Annotated in this window: 19 protein-coding genes and 1 tRNA gene; 10 read left to right on the forward strand and 10 right to left on the reverse strand. The window is 56.8% G+C overall.

The annotated features are described in order from the left end of the window. Window positions 1-18 precede the first annotated feature (18 nt). Window positions 19-822, forward strand: a complete 804-nt coding sequence (locus tag GKR99_16615) for an undecaprenyl-diphosphate phosphatase (protein NKB29079.1) — start codon at window positions 19-21, stop codon at window positions 820-822. Here GKR99_16615 and GKR99_16620 read toward each other — a convergent pair. Then, window positions 802-1,791 carry an NAD(P)H-binding protein gene (locus GKR99_16620; protein ID NKB29080.1) on the reverse strand — a complete coding sequence of 330 codons (990 nt, stop codon included), beginning with the start codon at window positions 1,789-1,791 and terminating at the stop codon, window positions 802-804. The two genes, GKR99_16615 and GKR99_16620, sit on opposite strands and share 21 nt — an antisense overlap. A 90-nt stretch (window positions 1,792-1,881) precedes the next feature. On the opposite strand from GKR99_16620, the gene GKR99_16625 reads away from it, so the two are divergent. From GKR99_16625 to GKR99_16635, 3 genes are all read left to right on the forward strand, one after another. Further along, window positions 1,882-2,196 carry a hypothetical protein gene (locus tag GKR99_16625; GenBank protein NKB29081.1) on the forward strand — a complete coding sequence of 105 codons (315 nt, stop codon included), beginning with the start codon at window positions 1,882-1,884 and terminating at the stop codon, window positions 2,194-2,196. A 192-nt stretch (window positions 2,197-2,388) separates the two neighbouring features. Further along, complete coding sequence (locus GKR99_16630) at window positions 2,389-2,577, forward strand: cupin domain-containing protein (GenBank protein NKB29082.1); 189 nt, start codon at window positions 2,389-2,391, stop codon at window positions 2,575-2,577. A gap of 350 nt (window positions 2,578-2,927) precedes the next feature. Beyond that, window positions 2,928-3,014, forward strand: a tRNA-Leu gene (locus GKR99_16635). 1,362 nt (window positions 3,015-4,376) lie between these two features. Here the strand turns inward: GKR99_16635 and GKR99_16640 are convergent. Both GKR99_16640 and GKR99_16645 read right to left on the reverse strand, forming a co-directional pair. Continuing rightward, window positions 4,377-5,273 carry an IS3 family transposase gene (locus GKR99_16640; GenBank protein NKB29083.1) on the reverse strand — a complete coding sequence of 299 codons (897 nt, stop codon included), beginning with the start codon at window positions 5,271-5,273 and terminating at the stop codon, window positions 4,377-4,379. Further along, a complete protein-coding gene (locus GKR99_16645; GenBank protein ID NKB29084.1) occupies window positions 5,219-5,506 on the reverse strand; it encodes a transposase in 288 nt (95 codons plus the stop codon). The genes GKR99_16640 and GKR99_16645 overlap by 55 nt, the downstream gene beginning before the upstream one ends. Before the next feature lie 121 nt (window positions 5,507-5,627). Here GKR99_16645 and GKR99_16650 point away from each other — a divergent pair, with 121 nt between their 5' ends. Both GKR99_16650 and GKR99_16655 read left to right on the forward strand, forming a co-directional pair. Further along, a complete protein-coding gene (locus GKR99_16650; protein NKB29085.1) occupies window positions 5,628-5,789 on the forward strand; it encodes a hypothetical protein in 162 nt (53 codons plus the stop codon). Between the two features lie 179 nt (window positions 5,790-5,968). After that, complete coding sequence (locus GKR99_16655; GenBank protein ID NKB29086.1) at window positions 5,969-7,354, forward strand: IS1182 family transposase; 1,386 nt, start codon at window positions 5,969-5,971, stop codon at window positions 7,352-7,354. Window positions 7,355-8,682: 1,328 nt separating this feature from the next. On the opposite strand, the gene GKR99_16660 is transcribed toward GKR99_16655, so the two are convergent. The 5 genes from GKR99_16660 to GKR99_16680 form a co-directional block, all read right to left on the reverse strand. Continuing rightward, window positions 8,683-9,309, reverse strand: a complete 627-nt coding sequence (locus GKR99_16660) for a sulfotransferase family protein (protein NKB29087.1) — start codon at window positions 9,307-9,309, stop codon at window positions 8,683-8,685. A 101-nt stretch (window positions 9,310-9,410) separates the two neighbouring features. After that, window positions 9,411-9,995, reverse strand: coding sequence for an outer membrane beta-barrel protein (locus tag GKR99_16665; GenBank protein NKB29088.1), 585 nt, complete (start codon window positions 9,993-9,995; stop codon window positions 9,411-9,413). Window positions 9,996-10,028: 33 nt separating this feature from the next. Further along, on the reverse strand, window positions 10,029-10,613 hold the full coding sequence (locus tag GKR99_16670) for a hypothetical protein (GenBank protein NKB29089.1): 585 nt from the start codon (window positions 10,611-10,613) through the stop codon (window positions 10,029-10,031). A gap of 270 nt (window positions 10,614-10,883) precedes the next feature. After that, window positions 10,884-12,371 carry an AMP-binding protein gene (locus tag GKR99_16675; protein NKB29090.1) on the reverse strand — a complete coding sequence of 496 codons (1,488 nt, stop codon included), beginning with the start codon at window positions 12,369-12,371 and terminating at the stop codon, window positions 10,884-10,886. Window positions 12,372-12,422: 51 nt separating this feature from the next. Further along, complete coding sequence (locus GKR99_16680; GenBank protein NKB29091.1) at window positions 12,423-13,745, reverse strand: AMP-binding protein; 1,323 nt, start codon at window positions 13,743-13,745, stop codon at window positions 12,423-12,425. Window positions 13,746-13,755: 10 nt separating this feature from the next. On the opposite strand from GKR99_16680, the gene GKR99_16685 reads away from it, so the two are divergent. From GKR99_16685 to GKR99_16700, 4 genes are all read left to right on the forward strand, one after another. Beyond that, entirely contained in the window at window positions 13,756-13,995 is a 240-nt protein-coding gene (locus tag GKR99_16685; protein NKB29092.1) for a hypothetical protein, read from the forward strand. A gap of 179 nt (window positions 13,996-14,174) precedes the next feature. Beyond that, on the forward strand, window positions 14,175-15,560 hold the full coding sequence (locus tag GKR99_16690) for an IS1182 family transposase (GenBank protein NKB29093.1): 1,386 nt from the start codon (window positions 14,175-14,177) through the stop codon (window positions 15,558-15,560). 27 nt (window positions 15,561-15,587) lie between these two features. Further along, window positions 15,588-16,298 carry a hypothetical protein gene (locus GKR99_16695; GenBank protein NKB29094.1) on the forward strand — a complete coding sequence of 237 codons (711 nt, stop codon included), beginning with the start codon at window positions 15,588-15,590 and terminating at the stop codon, window positions 16,296-16,298. A 159-nt stretch (window positions 16,299-16,457) separates the two neighbouring features. Then, a complete protein-coding gene (locus GKR99_16700) occupies window positions 16,458-18,611 on the forward strand; it encodes a CHASE2 domain-containing protein (GenBank protein ID NKB29095.1) in 2,154 nt (717 codons plus the stop codon). A 183-nt stretch (window positions 18,612-18,794) separates the two neighbouring features. Here GKR99_16700 and GKR99_16705 read toward each other — a convergent pair whose 3' ends face one another. Both GKR99_16705 and GKR99_16710 read right to left on the reverse strand, forming a co-directional pair. After that, entirely contained in the window at window positions 18,795-19,115 is a 321-nt protein-coding gene (locus GKR99_16705; GenBank protein NKB29096.1) for an ABC transporter permease subunit, read from the reverse strand. Continuing rightward, window positions 19,112-19,978, reverse strand: coding sequence for an ABC transporter permease subunit (locus GKR99_16710; protein ID NKB29097.1), 867 nt, complete (start codon window positions 19,976-19,978; stop codon window positions 19,112-19,114). Before GKR99_16710 ends, GKR99_16705 begins: the two co-directional genes overlap by 4 nt. Window positions 19,979-20,022: the final 44 nt, after the last annotated feature.

The following is a 20,022-nucleotide window of genomic DNA, read 5'->3' on the forward strand; positions in this document are numbered from 1 at the left end:
GCCGCGACAGAGGCCCTGATGCCGCTTTTTCACATCATCCTCGTCGCGATCCTGCAAGGGCTGACCGAATTCCTGCCCGTCTCATCCTCCGGCCATCTGATCCTGTTGCCGAAACTGACCGGTCTGCAGGATCAGGGGCAGGCGATCGACATCGCCGTGCATGTGGGCACGCTGGGCGCGGTTCTGATCTATTTCCGCCGGGATTTTTCTGCAGTGCTGCGGGGCATTCCCGCGTTGTTTGCAGGCAACATCACCCATCCCGGCGCGCGCCTTGGCCTGTTGCTGATCCTTGCAACCGTGCCGCTGGTGATTTTCGGAGCGTTGCTGAAATTCTCTGGCCTCGACGCGCATCTGCGTTCCGTCGCGCTGATCGGATGGACGATGCTGATCTTCGGTGTGCTGCTCTTTTGGGCAGATCAACGTGGGCCAACGCTTAACAGCGCAGAAAGCTGGAACCGTCGCGACGCCCTGCGCATGGGTATCGCCCAGGCACTTGCGCTGATCCCCGGCACATCGCGTTCCGGCATAACGATCACCGCCGCCCGCGCGATGGGTTACCGGCGGCAGGATTCCGCAAGGCTGGCCATGTTGATGTCGGTCCCGGCCATCCTTGTTTCCGGCGGCTATCTGCTGTGGGAGACGTCGACCGGCATGCATCCAGGGTTTTTGCGCGACGGCGCCATCGCCGCCGGTCTAGCCTTCATCGCGGCCCTTTTTGCCCTGTCGATCATGATGCGCCTGCTGCGTTCGGTCAGCTATACGCCTTATGTGATCTACCGGATCGCGCTTGGCCTGATTCTGCTAGGAATTGCCTATACGTAGGTTCTTCGCGCTTTCCGTAATCTCGGCATATTGCCCCGACGGACGGAAGCGCCACAGATAATCTTCAAGCACCGCATCCATTGAAACAGGCAAGATGCCGAGGTCGGACAGCGAGTTTGCACCCTCTGCGACAACATTGTCATGGCGCAGATTTTCAACCTGATCACGCGTGAAAGGCACAGGCGCCAGGCCCAGGCTGATCTTACCGAAAAACTCGAACACAGCGGCTTTGATCCGCGCCGCCCAGAACGGGATGTTCAGAATCAATCGCCGCCGACGGATCACCCCCAGCATGCGTTGCATCAGGGCGCGCAGGCTTTCGGTATCCGGGCCGCCAAGCTCATAAGTTCCTGCGGCGACCTGGCCAAGCAACGCCTTTTGCGCAGCCTGTGCGACGTCGTCCACATGGACCGGCTGAAACCGCGTATCGCCACCCACGATCGGCAGGATCGGCCCGAACCGGGTCATTCCGGCAAATCGGTTGAAGAACGAATCGCCTGCCCCGAACATGATCGAGGGGCGCAGAATGACGGCACCCGGCACATGGGCAAGAACCGCCGCTTCGCCAAGCGCCTTGGTGCGCGCATAATCGCTGTCGCCGTCAGCATCCGCCCCGATGGCCGAGACGTGAACCACACGCGCAATTCCCGCTGCCGCGGCAAGTCTGGCGATCCTGTCGGGGCCATCGTGCTGCACGGCCTCAAAGCTATTGCGCCCGCGCTCAGCCAGAATGCCAACAGTGTTCACCACCGCGTCGGCACCGGCCATCGCAAGCGCCACGCTGTCATCATCGCGGATGTTGCACAGCACAGGCTCTACCTGACCGACCGAGCCATAGGTGCGCACAAACCCGGCCTCGGCAGGGCGGCGGACCGCCACCCGAACCCGCCAGCCAGCCTGCGCCATTCGGCGCGCAATGTGGCGACCCAGAAACCCGGATCCGCCGTAGATGGTGACCAGCTTCATCATCCGGCCCTTTCTGTCGTTACGCAGCACAGCTTTATCGGGGCGTCGTGCAGGCAGCAAGCGTCAATGGAAAAGCGGGGTGGGCGATCCGCAATGTCAAAGCTATGGTCGCCCAAATATCAACCGCCGGAGAGCCTTATGTATCGCCTTGCCTATATCCTTCTTGGGGCCACTGGCCTGGGCCTGTTTCTGGCCGTCGCCGCCCCGGCGCGCGATTCCTATCCGCCACTGGATGTGCTGTTGTCGGGCGCCGAAACCGTGCTGGGCCAGACAGTCGCCTATCCGGATGGTCCGCCAAAGATCACGGCGGCGATCGTCACCATGGTTCCGGGCCAGACGACCGGCCCGCACCATCACGAGGTTCCGCTATTCGCCGATTGTGTTGAAAAACTCCGTTTTAGGGCCTGAACGATGATTTTTCTTTCCATGCAGCCCGATCCTAAATTTTTGGCGCGGGGGTCGGCCCAAATCGCCTACATGCGCTCACGCGCAGCCATGCGCTGTCTCGTGGTCAAAGCTTTCCGACTATTTCGCTTCATAGGTTTTCGCAAGAAATCCGCGACGCTCTGATTTCGGAGTTTTTCAACACAATCCGCCTATGTGCTGGAGGGTGAGTTGACGGTTGATTACGGACCGGACGGCAGCCGCACCTACACCCGCGGCGATGCGTTCATCGAGGCCTATAAGACCAGCCACAACGGCACCAACACAGGAACCGGCCCGGCCCGGATTCTGGCCGTATTCGCAGGGTCTGAGACAGTCCCCAACACAGTGACGGAAACACCCTAGCCAGTGTCTTCAGCCCAACGGCGTCGCGCGCCGAACGGCCAATTGCCGCTCCGGAACAGGCGAGCCGGCCTGAGAGCGTAACGCCAAGCATCGCCGCCACCAGCGCTTGATTGGCCCCAACGACAAGGCCCGCACCGCTTCCTTTACCGGCTTCGTGCTTAGGTCCCCAAGCCGATGCATCCGCTTCAAGGCCTGCACCAACAGTATCGTCGTTTCCAGCCAGCCGCAGTGCGCAAAACAACCCCACCAATCCCGGCAACAGCGCCGCGCCGCATCAAAACTGACAAATCACACCAAGACCTTGTTGACACCCCGCCCCACTGCGCTTACGTCCCGCTTTCACGACACCTGCCCAGGTGGCGGAATTGGTAGACGCGCCAGCTTCAGGTGCTGGTATTCGCAAGGATGTGGAGGTTCGAGTCCTCTCCTGGGCACCAATCTACCGACATAAATATCTTCGTTGTCAACGGGTTATACCTATGAGGACAACGCCATATGTCACACAAACTGTCACACACCATCTTTCGTTCGGGCACTTACTATTACAATCGTAGGGTTCCTGACCGGGTCAAAGACGCCTTCGGAATGAGTGCTGTACGCCTCAAATTGGGTAGGGACGAAGATGAAGCAGGAAAACTTGCAACCCACTTGACCGAGACACTGAATGATCTCTGGAATGTCGAAGACGCAAGACCGGTGGATCTGTCCCGGCTCATCAAATCCGCTCGACCTGAACAACTGGACCTTCTGCAATGTACCGATGACTACCTGAGCACAAGAAACATAGAAGAGGAGCCCGTCAGACTGGCAGTAAGTGCTTTAGTCGAAGTTGCAGGCAACAAACCCATCACAAGCTATGTCAGGTCAGATGCAAGATCGTTCGTGGCCCATCTGTTGGGGCGAGGAAACCGGACAGCGACAGTCAGAAGACGACTTAACTCCATTCATGCTGTCGTCGAGTATGGATTGATGGAAACTGACGTTCAGCAACGAAACCCCTTCAGCCGAATGATCATAAAGGACGAGGGATCGGATGTATCGCGTCGAGGCACATTCACCCAAGAACAGCTTCAGGACATATATCGAACCGCCTTGGTGTCAGGCAAAGATACCCAATTGATCCTTCATATCATCTGTTTAAGCTTTTCTACGCTGGCAACGAGCTTGTGCACGTGGAGAAAGTGCCAAGATTTAGCCGTTGTAAGGACGGGCCTAGTGTGAATATCAGCGCGGAGTTGGTCGAGTTGAGTTGTGAAAGCACCTTGTTCCGAGATTATGTCACATACATCGTTGTTGATCGGCATTCCGGCGAATACCGTTCGGACAGTGTTTCCAGCGATGGAAAGCTCGTGCAAATGGGTGCTTGTGAGTTGGCGAAACCACGGTTCTGAGTTCGAGTGTCAAAGCGTAGGTCAGCAGCATCGCAAGCAGATACTTGAGTGGCAATATGGCAGTGCCGTTGGCGCCATGTCCTACACCCCTGCAGTTTCCTCAAGAAACCGAGGGTATTCAATGGGTTGAGCTTGGGGGTGGTGCCCAGGAGAGGGAGTTCGAGTCCCGTTACAGGCACCTCAGCCATTGAACGCCTCAGTCAAACAAGGGTTATCAGCAGCCCGGACTCACCGTCAACAGGCGCGTTCTGTCCTACGGTATGTCCTACGGCTTCACTGAAGAGTCCCTGTGTAGCTTCAGGGACCGCACCTACCTTCAACCCGGCAATGACTCTCAGTGACTGACTCTCTGAGTGCCTGTGAAAGGTACGTCTGTATGCCCCCGGGTTCACTTCGAGCTCCACCTGTCTAGCCCCCAAGTTCTGGGCCATTTCTGATTAGAGTTTCTGGCATTGGTGGTCGCATGTTCAGAGCCTGGTGCGGACGTGTGTGGTTGTACTGCTTAAGCCAATGATTGATGACGATCTGTGCCTGTTTCGTTGTTGTGAACCATTCAGCGTTGAGGATCTCGTGCCGGAGAGTGCCGTTGAACCTCTCGTTGTATCCGTTTTCCCAAGGGGACCCCGGATAGATTCTAATTGGTCGAACACCAACGCGAACCAACCACTCCTGCATCGCCTTGGCTACGAACTCTGGGCCGTTGTCGGAGCGGATATACTCCGGCGTGCCATGGCAGAGGAGCAGCGGATATAGCGCCTCCAGAACATCTTCGGCGCCCATCCTGCTGCGAACTTCCACGGCCAGGGCCTGCCGGGTGTACTCATCCAGAACGGTCAGCATCTTGTAGCTCCGGCCATTGCTGAGCTTGTCGTGAACGAAGTCGATGCTCCAGATGTGGTTCGGATGCGTCGGCCTGAGGCGAATGATCGAGCTGTCCTTGTGATAAAGCCGTCTGCGCTTCCTGTGCCGCTGCGGGAGTTGCAGTCCTTCTTCCTGCCAGAGACGCTCAACCTTCTTATGATTGACCCGCCAGCCCTCGATGCGCAGGAGTTCCGAAACTTTACGATAGCCGTAGCGCCCATATTGCTTGGCCAGGCGGATCAAAGCGAGCCGTAGAGCATCATCGTCTTTTGGCGCGGGTCGATATTGCAGAGAGTTTCGCGCCAGACCGACGACCCGGCAGGTCCTCCGCTCCGAGGTCGCGAGCTTTTGGCGCGTATGAATAACGGCCTGACGGAGCTCCCCAGTCGTCAGGCCCTGGGCTTTAAGTAGTTCAGGCTTTCTTTGAGGATCAGCTTGTCCAATTCAAGCTCAGCGACGATCTTCTTGAGACGCCCATTCTCCTTTTCCAGGCTGCGCATCTCCGACAACTGCGACCGTCCCATACCACCAAACCGTTTCCGCCAGTTGTAATATGTCGCATCGCTGATGCCGACGCTACGACACGCCGATGCAACGTCACTTCCTCCCGTCAGCTTCAGCTCAATCTCACGCAGCAGCTTCAATACATCTTCGTCCGAATGCCGTTTCCGTGCCATTACATATTCCCCTCTCAAGACCAATGTAGTGGCCCAGTTTTAGGGGGGAAGGACACCCCCAGGGGGGGTAAGGCGGATGGCGTGGACGTATAGATGGGCGCAGAGATTTCTTGGGGTAAACTTGGGGGTTAGTGCCGCCCGGACATCCGCCTATAGAATTGCTGATTGTGTTGAAAAACTCCGAAATCAGAGCGTCGCGGATTTCTTGCGAAAACCTATGAAGCGAAATAGTCGGAAAGCTTTGACCACGAGACAGCGCATGGCTGCGCGTGAGCGCATGTAGGCGATTTGGGCCGACCCCCGCGCCAAAAATTTAGGATCGGGCTGCATGGAAAGAAAAATCATCGTTCAGGCCCTAAAACGGAGTTTTTCAACACAATCGGCCAATTTTGTTGAAAAACTCCTGCTTGATCGAGGGCTATGGCGCTGATTCAATCCTCTCAACAAGCGGGAGGATCAGCCATGATGGGACCGAGGCAGGAAGCACAGGCGGCGCTGTTCTATGAGTTCTCGCTGGAAGACCATGTCCCGCAAGATCACCTGCTGCGATCGATTGATCGTTTCGTCGATCTGAGCAGCATCCGCGCCCATCTTGCCGATTTCTACAGCCACACCGGTCGTCCTTCGATCGATCCTGAACTGCTGATCCGGATGCTGATCGTCGGTTACTGCTTCGGCATCCGGTCCGAGCGGCGGCTCTGTGAAGAGGTACACTTGAACCTCGCGTACAGGTGGTTTTGTCGGCTCGACCTGGCCGATCGGGTGCCGGATCACTCGACCTTTTCAAAGAACCGGCATGGTCGGTTCCGCGAGAGTGAGCTGCTGCGCCATCTCTTCGAGACCACGGTCGCGCGATGCATCGCCGAAGGTCTCGTCAGCGGTCAGCGCCTGGCCGTCGATGCCAGCTTGATCGAGGCGGATGCCAACAAGCAGTACTCTGCGCCAAAGGAAGAATGGGACATTGCGCGGATCGATGCAGACGCTGCACCCCGCGCGGTCCGCGAGTATCTCGACACTCTGGATGAGGCCGCATTCGGAGCAGCGACACCGGTCGAGCCAAAGTTCACGTCCTATTCCGACCCAGCCAGCCAGTGGACGGCGGCGCGTAAGGGTCCCGCATTTTTTGCCTACTCCGACAACTATCTCATCGATACCGATCATGGTGTCATCGTCGACGTGGAAGCGACACGGTCGATCCGTCAAGCCGAGGTGGGGTCAACCAAGACGATGCTGAAGCGGGCCAAAGAGCGCTTCGATCTTCATCCCGAACGGCTGATCGCCGACACCGCCTACGGATCGGGACCCATGCTCGGATGGCTGGTGGGTGAAAAGATCGCACCGCACATCCCGGTCTTCGACAAAGCCGGGCGCACCGATGGCACCTGGTCCCGAGCTGACTTCGAATGGGATGCCGAGAACAATCAATACATCTGCCCGGAAGGCGAGGCTCTGAAGCAGTTCCGCCGAAACTACTCCGACCCCAATCGCGGCCCAACCGGCAAGGGCGTGGCCAAGTACCAAGCGCTGAAGCACACCTGCCAATCCTGTCCTTCCAAGCCGAAGTGCTGCCCGAATGCCGACGCCCGTAAGATCACCCGTGAGGAACATGAGGACGCTCGCGACATCGCCCGCGCAATCGCCAAAACGCCGCAATACAAGATCTCGGTGAAGCTCCGGAAGAAGGTCGAAATGCTCTTTGCCCACCTCAAGCGCATTCTCGGCCTGGGACGGCTCCGATTACGTGGACCATGCGGCGCAAATGACGAATTCCTGCTCGCCGCCACTGCCCAAAACCTTCGCAAACTGGCAAAGATCTTTCCTGCACCGCAGCAAACGCGCAAAGCCTGATCAGAAAGGCGCTCGCGCTATGTTCAAATCGCTACTTTCTGCGCCCGCAACACGTTGTTTTTCCACAGAATCGGCTGATTGCTGACTTTCGTTGCACTCACAAAAACCGCGATCTAGCCGCCACAGAGCTGACGTATGAAGCCCCTGCGGATTTCGTTCGGCTTAACGCAAAGTGCTAGAGATTGTTAAATGAACCTATTTACCCATTGGTGTGCATGTCGCCCGGATGGCTAGATGTTGTTGCTACTTCATGTTAGATCTCCAACCCGTTGTATTGGATTGGTGAAATGGCGATTTTCGATATTGAAAAGGATGACTTGCTGCGGCTGCCCGACACACTATTGGAAAAGTTGATTGCATGGCTGGCCGAAGCAGAGATTGCAGCACCAAACTGCCGCCGCCTAAACTCAAACAGAAACCGAACCAGAGCCTCCGTTACGAAACGGCCCGCGAAGTCCGAAAAACCCTGACGTCAGACATGCAAGATCGTTCGTCTCCAGTCTTTGTGAACGAGGAAATCGAACCGGCACGATCAGACGACGATTGAACTCCATCCATGCGGTCATCGAATACGGATTGATGGAGGCCGACGTTCAGCAGCGAAACCCCTTTAGTCGAATGATGATCAGAAACGAGGGATCTGACGTATCTCGTCGGGGCACATTCCTACTCGCCGCCACCGCCCAGAACCTCCGCAAACTGGCCAAGCTCTTTCCTGCACCGCAGCATCTGCGCAAAGCCTGATCAGAAAGGCACCTGCGCCATGTTCAGGACGCTACTTTCGGCGCCAGCAACACGTTGTTTTTCAACAGAATCGGGCGAGAGCCGAATTTCGCGGCAGGTGCATCGACGACTCAGGTGATTTGTTGAAGCGGACGTTCAGGTGGCATTGAATCTCAGTCTTACTCTGCACTGCCGAAAGGCGGCAACGAGTCGATTGTGTTGAAAAACTCCGTTTTAGGGCCTGAACGATGATTTTTCTTTCCATGCAGCCCGATCCTAAATTTTTGGCGCGGGGGTCGGCCCAAATCGCCTACATGCGCTCACGCGCAGCCATGCGCTGTCTCGTGGTCAAAGCTTTCCGACTATTTCGCTTCATAGGTTTTCGCAAGAAATCCGCGACGCTCTGATTTCGGAGTTTTTCAACACAATCAGTCCATTTCAAACAGAATTCTGCCGCGCGGCAAACGTTTGTTGTTCGGGTGCGAGCCACGGACAGTTGAATCTGTCGTGGTCCGCAACACGCGCGCAACGCGAACATTGGGTCTGAAGTCCAGTGCGATGCCGAACGAAGCGCTTGATAACTGCCGGGACGAAGGCGTCAGCTACTAGCTACGCCCAAGCCCGCGAAGGAAGGCCTCGGTCGTGTTCTCGGATGGAAATGTTTCGTCGGGAATTGGAACGTCCAGAAATTGACAGAACGGTTGCCAGCCATCTTTGACGTTCACCACCAAAAGCTTCTCTGGAGGGACTGTGTCGATAACATCCTGATTGTGACGCATGAACAACTCTTTGGCAAAGATCGGATCATCGAGATTTCCTTGAAACAGCTGTTCCGAAACCAGATTGTGGGCAAATCGAAGCTGTTCGCGACGAACAGGGTTGGGTGCGCCATCGCGGCTTTGGAAACCACGCATGATGGTCTGCGTCATGCTGTCATACCATTCGTTCGGATCCCGGACAGTCAGGATAACCTTGGCATCCGAATAGTACGCAATGAGTGCGCGCCAGAAAAACGCACCCGGCCAGTCGACTTGCGACCTGTAGCCATGAAAAACCTCATTCCAATCGGGAACGTTACCAGCCGCGACGCCCTGCCAAACCTGAATGGTTTCCGGGTGGGAAAGCAACTCGTGCATGTGATGGCACGGTCCAAATCCCAAAACCTCGAGCGCAAGTTTGGTGGATTTGGTGCCGGTGCGACCCATTCCCGCACCGTTTATCTTTAGTGTCATCGATTGACGCCTATCGGAAAAAGGGAGGATTGGTGCCGAAACATGCAATGAAAAAGGGCAACCGAAGCTGCCCTTGACGTTGTCTGAGGTTCAGTTGTGCCTCAGAACTTCATTTCCAATCGCAACGAAGCACTGTTCATCTTGGCTGAACCATAGGCTGAGTACCCGCCATCCATATTCAGGCGCATGAGTTCGGCACCAACAGCAAAGTTTTCGTTTATCATGTGACTGACGCCAATGCCGACATTCGTGCCCGAAATGTTGTAGTCGCCAGCTACGGAGGAACGAGTGCCGAAAGAGAGGCCCGCGAACCCATAGACAAGCGTCTTGCCCATTGATTGCCCGACGCGCCCTTTTACGTCGAAAATATTGCTGATTGTAAGATAATCCGATCCGGGGCCGCTGTAACTCATATCGACATCGCCGAGAGACAGTGCAAGTTCGACACCGGCCACGGTATTTCCGTTCCCAACGTTCCAATTATGGCCGACAAACACGGAGCCATTGTGACCGCCGATGCCGTAGTCACTACTACCACTAAGTCCGGAGACTATGTCACCTGAATTGTAGTTCAAACTAACGCCGCCGTAAAAGCCCGACCAATCCTGCGCGTGCGCAGATCCAGAAGCCGCTAACAACGCCAAGGTTGATGTTGCCGCGGAGCTCACTACAATAGATTTCTTCATTGTCTGTCTCCTACATCCTAAAGCGTTTCGACATTAACCTGAGACATATCCGGCGGCCTTAAAGTAGTTCCAGCATTCTACTGGGTCGTAGAGATCGCAGATTGCTCCGATTGCTTCGAAGACCTGGGTAAAGGACCTGGCCCCGATCCGTCGCAAATGGGCTTTCAGTTTAGAGAAGGCCTGCTCGATGGGATTCAGGTCGGGCGAGTACGGTGGCAGGTAAAGGAACCAGCAGCCGTGATTGCGTAAAGCCTGCGTCGCCTCCTTATTCCGGTGGGTTGCCAGGTTGTCGAGAATGACGACAGTGCAGGGGTTGATCTCGGGGACCAGCACTTCGCGGATGTAGGCCGCGAAGGCGGGGCCATCTATCGCTCCCTTGATGACCCAAGGTGCGATCAACTCCTCAAAGAATTCCCGATGCGGAGCCAGCTTTCCCTTGCCGCGCGGCGGTCCCTGCCGGGCAGGTTCCGCATGACCCTTCATCCTCACCTGACGCGCCCACCGCGCGCCTGTGGCAGGCGACAGCTTCAACCGCAACGCCGCCGCGCGCCCGCTCAACCCTTCTTCAATGTATCTATGAAACCGTATCCGAAGCGCAGATGGCAAAGGTGCTGACATGATCCATCCTCCCAAACAGGATGAATCACAGATCAGGTCTCAAGGGAATCCCTCGCGATTCAGGTTCAAGCCGAAACGCTTTAGTGCTACGGCTTGGCCGCGTTTCACAATTACTTGAATGGTTAACCGTGCGGAAACCTCGAGTCCACATGTGGCAGCCGCAGCCGCGCCTAAGGGAAGGCAAATTGGCCACCGATGTTGCGCTTCTGACACAGAATCCCGCTGATTGGCGGCAGAGTCCTTCGTCCTCGCCGAATCAGCTTGCGTTTTCTACGGAGTGCCAGGTTGGTCGACACCGTTTGCGGCCGATCTTTTCAGGATAAGTGCTGCGCATGCGGCACGATCAGGCTTGCCCTCGCTGTCCCTCGGAATTTCGTTGATCGGAAACACGTGGCGGGGCACAAAAATCGTTGGCAGATTGCGCAAACACAGCAACCGGGCGTTCTCGACACATATGTCGATTTGGGCAAGAGGTTCCACCACGACAAACGCCAGCAATTCAGTACGAACATCGCCCTTGGGATTTTTGAAACACACGGCATCAACCACGTCCGGCGCCATGCGGAGCATGATCTCGATTCGCGCTGCATCAATCTTCGTGCCGCCCATGTTGATGACATCATCAACGCGCCCCTCGATGCGCAGGTTGCCGTTCGCTTCCCAACGGGCACGATCGCCCGGGTAGAACCAGCCATCCCGAAACGCTTTGGCCTGAGCATGCGGATTGTTCAGGTATCCATCCGCCAGATAGTCATTGCGAACCCTCACTGTTCCGGGTTCATCAATGTCGCATTCGCGACCATCGTCCGCGATAACCTGAACCTGACTGTCCAACGATTTTCCCTGCGTCGTGACGATGCCATCTTCGTTCAACCTGTTGATGTTCATGAAACTTCTGTTCGTCTCGCTGGCGCCATAGACATCGATCACCTGGTCGAAACTCTCCAGAAGTTCCGCAATTACTTCAGCTTCGATTTTCCCGCCACCGATGTGCAGAGTCGCGATCTTTTGCTTCAGTTTCTTGCCGGATAGACTGTCTTTCACCTGTTCTGGAGACCCGTTGACCAGGTTCACTCCGTTCTCCAGCCAGAATGACGGCTTGTTACTGTCGATCAGGGTACACGGTGTCAGCAAAATCGACAAAGCTCGCGAAAGGAACGGGCGTGCGGTGCAGTTGAAAAGCGGTGCTGCAACAGTCTTGAAGGGTTCATAATCGGCCCGTGCCGCATGAACGCGTCTGCAGACCTGTTCATAGCTCAAGGCGAGGAATTTGGGGGCGCCTGTGGTTCCGGACGTGCTTGTGATGAAGAAAGCGTCACTTTTGTCTTCGTATCCTTCGAACTCATCAAGATCGCAGGAGAGACCCTCTGCCAAAACATACCGGGGCGACCAGCTCGAATCCACGATTGTCGCCTGAGCACGTTCGGCGATCTTTGCTTCGCGGGTTGCGACAAGGTGGGTTGCTTCGAAGATTCCGGCACGCGACAATGATGTGGAAGCGATTGCAAACCGACCACCGAGTACCGCTGTCGCCAGGAAAATGCCGAGCGACGCCAACATGTCCGTCGTTTCGAGCACGACGATTGAATTCCGCCCGACGCCGTTCTCCCGAAGTTTTACCGCAAATGCGCGTACAGAAGCCGCGAGATTGGCATATGTGACCGTCATGTCTTCGGCGATGATCGCCGGGTGTTCAGGGCAGTTGTCGGCAACTTCAAGAAACCGAAAGCCAACGTTATAGATCTGATTGTCGCTCATGTTTGTCTCACAGGTATGGAGCAATGCTCATACGCGCAGTTCCGCTCCGGGTTAGATATGTGCGCCCTGGCGCGCCTTGACAATCTCGATGCAAGCTCGGCGATCTGGGGTCCCATCCAAATTCACAGGAATTTCGTCGATTGGTATAATTCTCGCAGGCGTCGCATGTCGACCGAAGTTCGCAAGGCAAAGAGTCCTGGCTTCGTTGATTATGGTATTCTTGTCGGCATCGGGTTCAGTTGCGACGAAGGCGATCAGTTCTTCGCTTGCCGACGGGCGCGGGTTTTTGAAAACCGCAGCTGCAGTAACGCCGGGCATTGACGAAATTACTGCGTCCATCAGTACAAGATTGACGTTTAGGCCGTTAATGTTGGCAGTCTCCCCGCCATGCCCGACAATAACGAGCTCGCCGTTCTCACCCCATGTTCCGATATCGCCGGTGTAAAACCAGCCGTCCCGGAACGCCTCCGCTTCCGCGTCCTTGTCATTGAGGTAACCTGCTGCCAGGTAGGCATTCTTCACGCGGACCGTTCCAAGCTCGGGCGGTGTTACCGGGTTGCCGTTTTTGTCGACAATTTCAACGATCGCGTCCGTGGCCTCACCAAAGGTCATAATCTCGCCCGAAGCGACCAGCTTCCGGATATTCTTGAAACATCGGTTTCTCTCAGCTGACGCATAGAGATCCACAACGTGGTCGAAATTAGCTAACAACGCACGACATATCTCCTCGCTCATATTGCCGCCCCCAACATGAATTTGGGCAATCTTCGGATACAGAGTGACGCCTTTCAGCAGATCTGCGACCTGCGATGGAGAGCCTGTGACCAGATTGACTTTCTGTTTCTGCCATACGCGGAAATCGTAAGAAGTGACGAGTGTACAACCGTTAAGGAGGGCGGCCAGCGCGCGGGTAATGAACGGGAATGCGGTGCAACTGAACAGACAGGCAACCCGCGTGAAACCCTCAACAAAATCGTCACGAACGGAATGCGCGCGCGCGATCGCGTTTGATTGGGAGAACCCAACATATTTAGGCGTTCCGGTCGTTCCAGACGTTCTGACATTTAACCAGGTTGCTTCGTCGTTTGGTGGCCCGGGCGTAGCAATTTCAGTGGCTCTGACCAGTGTTTCCGGAGCAGCACTCCATGTCATGTCTAGTTCGACGAAATTTACCCTTTTCGAGCCTTTCGCTTCCGGCGAATTAAAAAAATGCGTCGGCTGAACCGGCTTTGTTTCGGCAAGCACTCGGTTCGCTTCAACCCATTCCGCGCCTAGCAAACTTGTTGCCAGGACAGTCGAAATGGCAACCAGCGGATCATCCGTCACGATTGCGACAATCGATCCCTGCTTCACCCCGAAATCAGTGAAGCGCACCGTAAATGCCGTGACCAGATCGCTAAGTTGGGAGTATGAAACACTCAGCTCGTCAGTGACGATCGCATCGCGATCAGGGTTGTTTTTAGCTATTTCTTGGAACAGTCTTCCAACGCAAGAACTTTGTGCCGATTGTGTTGAAAAACTCCGAAATCAGAGCGTCGCGGATTTCTTGCGAAAACCTATGAAGCGAAATAGTCGGAAAGCTTTGACCACGAGACAGCGCATGGCTGCGCGTGAGCGCATGTAGGCGATTTGGGCCGACCCCCGCGCCAAAAATTTAGGATCGGGCTGCATGGAAAGAAAAATCATCGTTCAGGCCCTAAAACGGAGTTTTTCAACACAATCGGCCGATTGTGTTGAAAAACTCCTGCTTGATCGAGGGCTATGGCGCTGATTCAATCCTCTCAACAAGCGGGAGGATCAGCCATGATGGGACCGAGGCAGGAAGCACAGGCGGCGCTGTTCTATGAGTTCTCGCTGGAAGACCATGTCCCGCAAGATCACCTGCTGCGATCGATTGATCGTTTCGTCGATCTGAGCAGCATCCGCGCCCATCTTGCCGATTTCTACAGCCACACCGGTCGTCCTTCGATCGATCCTGAACTGCTGATCCGGATGCTGATCGTCGGTTACTGCTTCGGCATCCGGTCCGAGCGGCGGCTCTGTGAAGAGGTACACTTGAACCTCGCGTACAGGTGGTTTTGTCGGCTCGACCTGGCCGATCGGGTGCCGGATCACTCGACCTTTTCAAAGAACCGGCATGGTCGGTTCCGCGAGAGTGAGCTGCTGCGCCATCTCTTCGAGACCACGGTCGCGCGATGCATCGCCGAAGGTCTCGTCAGCGGTCAGCGCCTGGCCGTCGATGCCAGCTTGATCGAGGCGGATGCCAACAAGCAGTACTCTGCGCCAAAGGAAGAATGGGACATTGCGCGGATCGATGCAGACGCTGCACCCCGCGCGGTCCGCGAGTATCTCGACACTCTGGATGAGGCCGCATTCGGAGCAGCGACACCGGTCGAGCCAAAGTTCACGTCCTATTCCGACCCAGCCAGCCAGTGGACGGCGGCGCGTAAGGGTCCCGCATTTTTTGCCTACTCCGACAACTATCTCATCGATACCGATCATGGTGTCATCGTCGACGTGGAAGCGACACGGTCGATCCGTCAAGCCGAGGTGGGGTCAACCAAGACGATGCTGAAGCGGGCCAAAGAGCGCTTCGATCTTCATCCCGAACGGCTGATCGCCGACACCGCCTACGGATCGGGACCCATGCTCGGATGGCTGGTGGGTGAAAAGATCGCACCGCACATCCCGGTCTTCGACAAAGCCGGGCGCACCGATGGCACCTGGTCCCGAGCTGACTTCGAATGGGATGCCGAGAACAATCAATACATCTGCCCGGAAGGCGAGGCTCTGAAGCAGTTCCGCCGAAACTACTCCGACCCCAATCGCGGCCCAACCGGCAAGGGCGTGGCCAAGTACCAAGCGCTGAAGCACACCTGCCAATCCTGTCCTTCCAAGCCGAAGTGCTGCCCGAATGCCGACGCCCGTAAGATCACCCGTGAGGAACATGAGGACGCTCGCGACATCGCCCGCGCAATCGCCAAAACGCCGCAATACAAGATCTCGGTGAAGCTCCGGAAGAAGGTCGAAATGCTCTTTGCCCACCTCAAGCGCATTCTCGGCCTGGGACGGCTCCGATTACGTGGACCATGCGGCGCAAATGACGAATTCCTGCTCGCCGCCACTGCCCAAAACCTTCGCAAACTGGCAAAGATCTTTCCTGCACCGCAGCAAACGCGCAAAGCCTGATCAGAAAGGCGCTCGCGCTATGTTCAAATCGCTACTTTCTGCGCCCGCAACACGTTGTTTTTCCACAGAATCGGCCAAAATTCGAAATTCGCTGTTGATGACGTCATTCTGTCATCGTCCAGCCGCGCGCGAAAGTTTTCGGTTTCGGCGACGGCGGGAACGTTTCGTTTCCTGTCCGGGCGCAGTTCCAAGAAGGCTTATCAGATCAAGACACCAACCGCGACCATGGGCATACGTGGCACAGAGTTCGATTTTACAGTGCGCGGTCGGCGGGTCACAAACCTTCTGACGCACGGCGGCGGCGTGCAGATCTGCACGTCAACCAACTCGTGTGCGCGGGTGCGCGGTGGTGGTTGCAGCCCCGTACTGGCGCCGCGCCGTGGCAGGGTTCAGGTGCCCGAAGACAACACCGAAAAAGCCGCCATTCTGCGCGACGAATTCCCGTTTACCGTTGATCAGCGCCGCGTCAGCCGCAGCTTGCGGGTCAATTCATCAAGCTGCCAGAAGCTGCTTGCCGTCGCCGTGCAGCGGAACCGGAACACGATCGCACCAACCCAAGTTCCAACACCGACGCCAACTCCCAATCCCACTCCGAGCCCCACGCCCACACCTGATCCAGGCGGTGAACCCGACAATGCGCCAGGGCAAAGCGGCACCAAGGGTGGGGGGAACTCTCAAGGCAAAGGGGCATCGCAAAGCAATTCTGCTGGCGGGCAGGGAAAAGGTCACGACAAATAGCACGCTCGACCAGTTCAGGCGTGACGTCTGCTCTGAACGCCGCAGTCGCCAAGGTGTTGTTGGAATTCGCTGGATCGCGGGGCAAATCTTTCGCATGCATGTCGTGTCGCGGTGGCCATTCTGGCCCCTTCCCCTTCACCAACCCGAGAATCCAGCTTTGTGAGATCTGTTCTTAACCATATCAAAAGCGCTGTGGTCTCTCAGGTTCTGGTCGGCGCCTTGCTGCTGATTGCCGCCGCCGGAGTGCGGCTGGCTGATCCCGACCTGCTTCAGGCGCTTCGGCTTGCCTATTTCGATCAGCTTCAAAGGCTGTCACCGCGCGACTATGCCGAATTGCCTGTGAAGGTGATCGATATTGATGAAGCCTCGCTTGCCCAGATCGGCCAGTGGCCCTGGCCACGCAACCGGCTGGCCGACATGGTCCAGACCCTTGGCGACCATGGGGTCGCTGCGGTGGCCTTCGACGTCATCTTCGCTGAAGATGATCGCCTGTCACCCGCCCGTGCCCTGGAACAGGGCAACCTGCCGTTCGAACTTGCCGACGGGGTAACGCCTGATCTTATCAATGCGCTTGATTTCGATGCTCAATTCGCCCGCGCGATGGCAACAATGCCGGTCGTGCTGGGCACCTCGGAAGTGATCGACACCGGTGCCGTCGCGCCATCCCCCCGCATCGGCGTCGTCGAAATCGGAGAGCGCCCGTCCGAGGCTTTTTATCCCACGCGGGCGCTGACGCCGATTGTTCCGGCGCTGGCGGATGCCGCATCCGGCATCGGTGTCATCAACATCAGCCCCGGTGATCTTGCGCAGGTCGTGCGCCGCGTTCCGATGGCCTGGCAGACGTCGAAAGGGCCGATGCCGGCATTGGCATTGGAATTGCTGCGTGCCGGCCTGGGTGAAAGCACGTTGATCGTGCAGGGCATCGCCGATCTTGATGCCGCAATATTGCAACTTCGACTGGCCGATTTCACCATGCCGACGACGGCGCGCGGTGAAATGTGGTTCCATGCGCGCCACGAAGATTCGCGCAGCTATGTATCCGCGGCCGAGGTTCTGTCCGTCCCGAAAGGCACGGTGAATCCTGATCTGATGGAGAAGCTGTCTGGCAATCTGGTTCTGGTCGGAACCTCTGCCGCAGGGCTGTTGGATATTCGGACCACGCCGCTGGGTCAGGCGGTTCCGGGGGTGTCCATCCATGCGCAGATCCTCGAACAGATCCTTCTGGGGGATTATCTGACACGAAACGACGTGGTCGAAGGCACAGAGATGCTTGCCTTTTTAATTATCGGTCTTGCGGTGATTATTCTGGCGGTGCGAACCGGGCCGATGGTTTCTTTGATTGTCGGCGGCGCAAGCGGCGCCGTTCTTGTCATCGGAAGCTGGCTGGCATTCACCCGCACCGGTATTCTTCTGGATGTCACCTTCCCGCTGGCCGGTGGGCTGTTCGCCTTCGGAAATCTGCTGGCCTGGCAATACGTCGTGGCAGATCGCGAAAAACGGCTGATCCGCAGATCATTTTCACATTACGTCGCCCCGGCTGTTCTTGAACAGATCGAGCGCAGCGGCCACAGCCTGAAACTGGGCGGAGAAATCCGGCCACTGTCGGTCATGTTCTGCGATATTCGCGGTTTCACCTCACTCAGCGAAACGCTGTCCGCACCTGATCTGGTAAATATGCTCAATCGGTTATTCGACCGACTTGGGGCCGAAATTCTAGAACAAAGTGGCACAATTGATAAATTCATCGGCGATGCAATAATGGCTTTCTGGAACGCGCCCATTGATATTGAGGATCACGCCGAACGCGCCTGTCTTGCCGCATTGGGGATGCGCAAGGCGCTGGCCGATCTGAATTCTGTGAAAACGTCTGTGCCGGTCGATATTTGCATTGGCATCAGCACCGGTATCGGCTGCGTCGGGAACATGGGTTCCAGCGATCGTTATAATTATTCCGTGGTCGGAGATACAGTGAATGTCGCGGCACGGGTCGAGGCAGAGTGCCGCCCGATCGGCTACGATATTGTCGTCGCACAGGATACCGCCGTTGGCGCCAAAAGACTTGCACTGCTGGACGCGGGATCTGTCACATTGAAAGGCAAAGCCGCGCGCACGCCGGTCAGTATTCTGGTCGGTGACGAAGCATTGGCAAATAGTGACGCGTTTGTCGAATTGGCCGGTCGACACGCCGCGTTTATTCAGGCGTTGTCGAAGGACTCTGATTGCTCAGAGGTTTCTGCAATTGCCGCACAGATCGAACCCGGCCTTGTTGAATTCTATGATCGTATTCTGGATCGGCTGGATGATTTTCGCTGATTGTGTTGAAAAACTCCGAAATCAGAGCGTCGCGGATTTCTTGCGAAAACCTATGAAGCGAAATAGTCGGAAAGCTTTGACCACGAGACAGCGCATGGCTGCGCGTGAGCGCATGTAGGCGATTTGGGCCGACCCCCGCGCCAAAAATTTAGGATCGGGCTGCATGGAAAGAAAAATCATCGTTCAGGCCCTAAAACGGAGTTTTTCAACACAATCATAGGCCAGAAAGAACTGAATGAAGAGGGGCGAGCCCCGGAAGATCAATACGTACCACTCGGCAGGTTTGCGCAGCCAGGGCGAGGTTGCGGATTTCGCAACACCCACTGCATTGGCAATGAAAAACCCGATCACCAGCGCGCAGACCGCGAAGTAGATATTCCACAGCAAGCCCGAGCCGATCAGCGTGAATTGCTGACACAGGGTAAAATCTTCGCGCGGCAACAGGCGTTCGCCAATCCCGATCGACCGCAGCGCATAGGCCTGTATCGTCTCCCAGCAGCTCATGACGTACCAGCAAATGTGGCTTGCCCGCGTGACAGACGGGCGGTCAGGCGGCCCAGGACACGTTCGGACAGTTTGGTGAAGGCCAGATAGAACACCAGCAGCCCAAGGAAATACCACAGCCGCCAGTCGCCATGCGGATAGGCGGTGAAATTCGGGGTCTTGGTGCCACCCAGTTCCCGCGCCCAGTATACGATGTCTTCAACGCCCAGCAGGAACAGCAGCGGCGTCGCCTTGATCAGGATCATCCAGACGTTGGACAGGCCGGGCAACGCATAGACCCACATTTGTGGCACCAGAATGCGGCGAAACGCCTGGCGGCGGGTCATGCCATAGGCCTGCGCGGCCTCCATCTGGCCATCGGGCACCGAGCGCATGGCGCCGAACAGAACGTTGGCGGCGAAAGCGCCGAAGACGATTGCGAAGGTCACGACGGCCAGGAAGAAACCGTAAACCTCGTGCATCCACTGGGGCGAGGCTGACAAGGGCAGTTTCGCGGCGTCGCAGACCCGGAAGTCGTTGCCCTGCCAAATCGGCTCGGTCCAGCCGGGGCAGGCGAACTGGTGGCGGGTCCATTCCAGGCCCTGATCCAGCGCGATGACGAAAAACAGGAAAAAGGCGATGTCCGGCACGCCGCGCACGACGGCGATATAGGCCTTGCCGAACCAGCGCAGCGGCGCAATGTCCGAACGGGCGGCGACCGCGCCGCCAAAGCCGAATGCCAGAGAGGTTGGTGCCGTGATGCCCAGCAACGCGAGGACGGTCAGAAACGACCACCAGAGCCCCATGTGCTTGCCCGTGGTCAAATAGCACGACAGCCAGCGGACACCGTCAAGTGTCTCGGGATCGGCGCAGAAATCGAAGATGGCGGGCCTCCTCGGCCAGTCAGAAACCGGGGGGCGCATGGCCC

This window comes from Paracoccaceae bacterium (genome assembly GCA_012103375.1).
GTDB lineage: Bacteria > Pseudomonadota > Alphaproteobacteria > Rhodobacterales > Rhodobacteraceae > WLWX01.

Coding starts and splice junctions, on each gene's coding strand:
- GKR99_16670 (NKB29089.1), bottom strand. CDS start 10,613: ATGTCAGCACCTTTGCCATCTGCGCTTCGGATACGGTTTCATAGATAC.
- GKR99_16625 (NKB29081.1), top strand. CDS start 1,882: ATGTCAAAGCTATGGTCGCCCAAATATCAACCGCCGGAGAGCCTTATG.
- GKR99_16645 (NKB29084.1), bottom strand. CDS start 5,506: ATGGCACGGAAACGGCATTCGGACGAAGATGTATTGAAGCTGCTGCGT.
- GKR99_16615 (NKB29079.1), top strand. CDS start 19: ATGCCGCTTTTTCACATCATCCTCGTCGCGATCCTGCAAGGGCTGACC.
- GKR99_16660 (NKB29087.1), bottom strand. CDS start 9,309: ATGACACTAAAGATAAACGGTGCGGGAATGGGTCGCACCGGCACCAAA.
- GKR99_16705 (NKB29096.1), bottom strand. CDS start 19,115: ATGAGCTGCTGGGAGACGATACAGGCCTATGCGCTGCGGTCGATCGGG.
- GKR99_16690 (NKB29093.1), top strand. CDS start 14,175: ATGATGGGACCGAGGCAGGAAGCACAGGCGGCGCTGTTCTATGAGTTC.
- GKR99_16655 (NKB29086.1), top strand. CDS start 5,969: ATGATGGGACCGAGGCAGGAAGCACAGGCGGCGCTGTTCTATGAGTTC.
- GKR99_16665 (NKB29088.1), bottom strand. CDS start 9,995: ATGAAGAAATCTATTGTAGTGAGCTCCGCGGCAACATCAACCTTGGCG.
- GKR99_16620 (NKB29080.1), bottom strand. CDS start 1,791: ATGATGAAGCTGGTCACCATCTACGGCGGATCCGGGTTTCTGGGTCGC.
- GKR99_16675 (NKB29090.1), bottom strand. CDS start 12,371: ATGAGCGACAATCAGATCTATAACGTTGGCTTTCGGTTTCTTGAAGTT.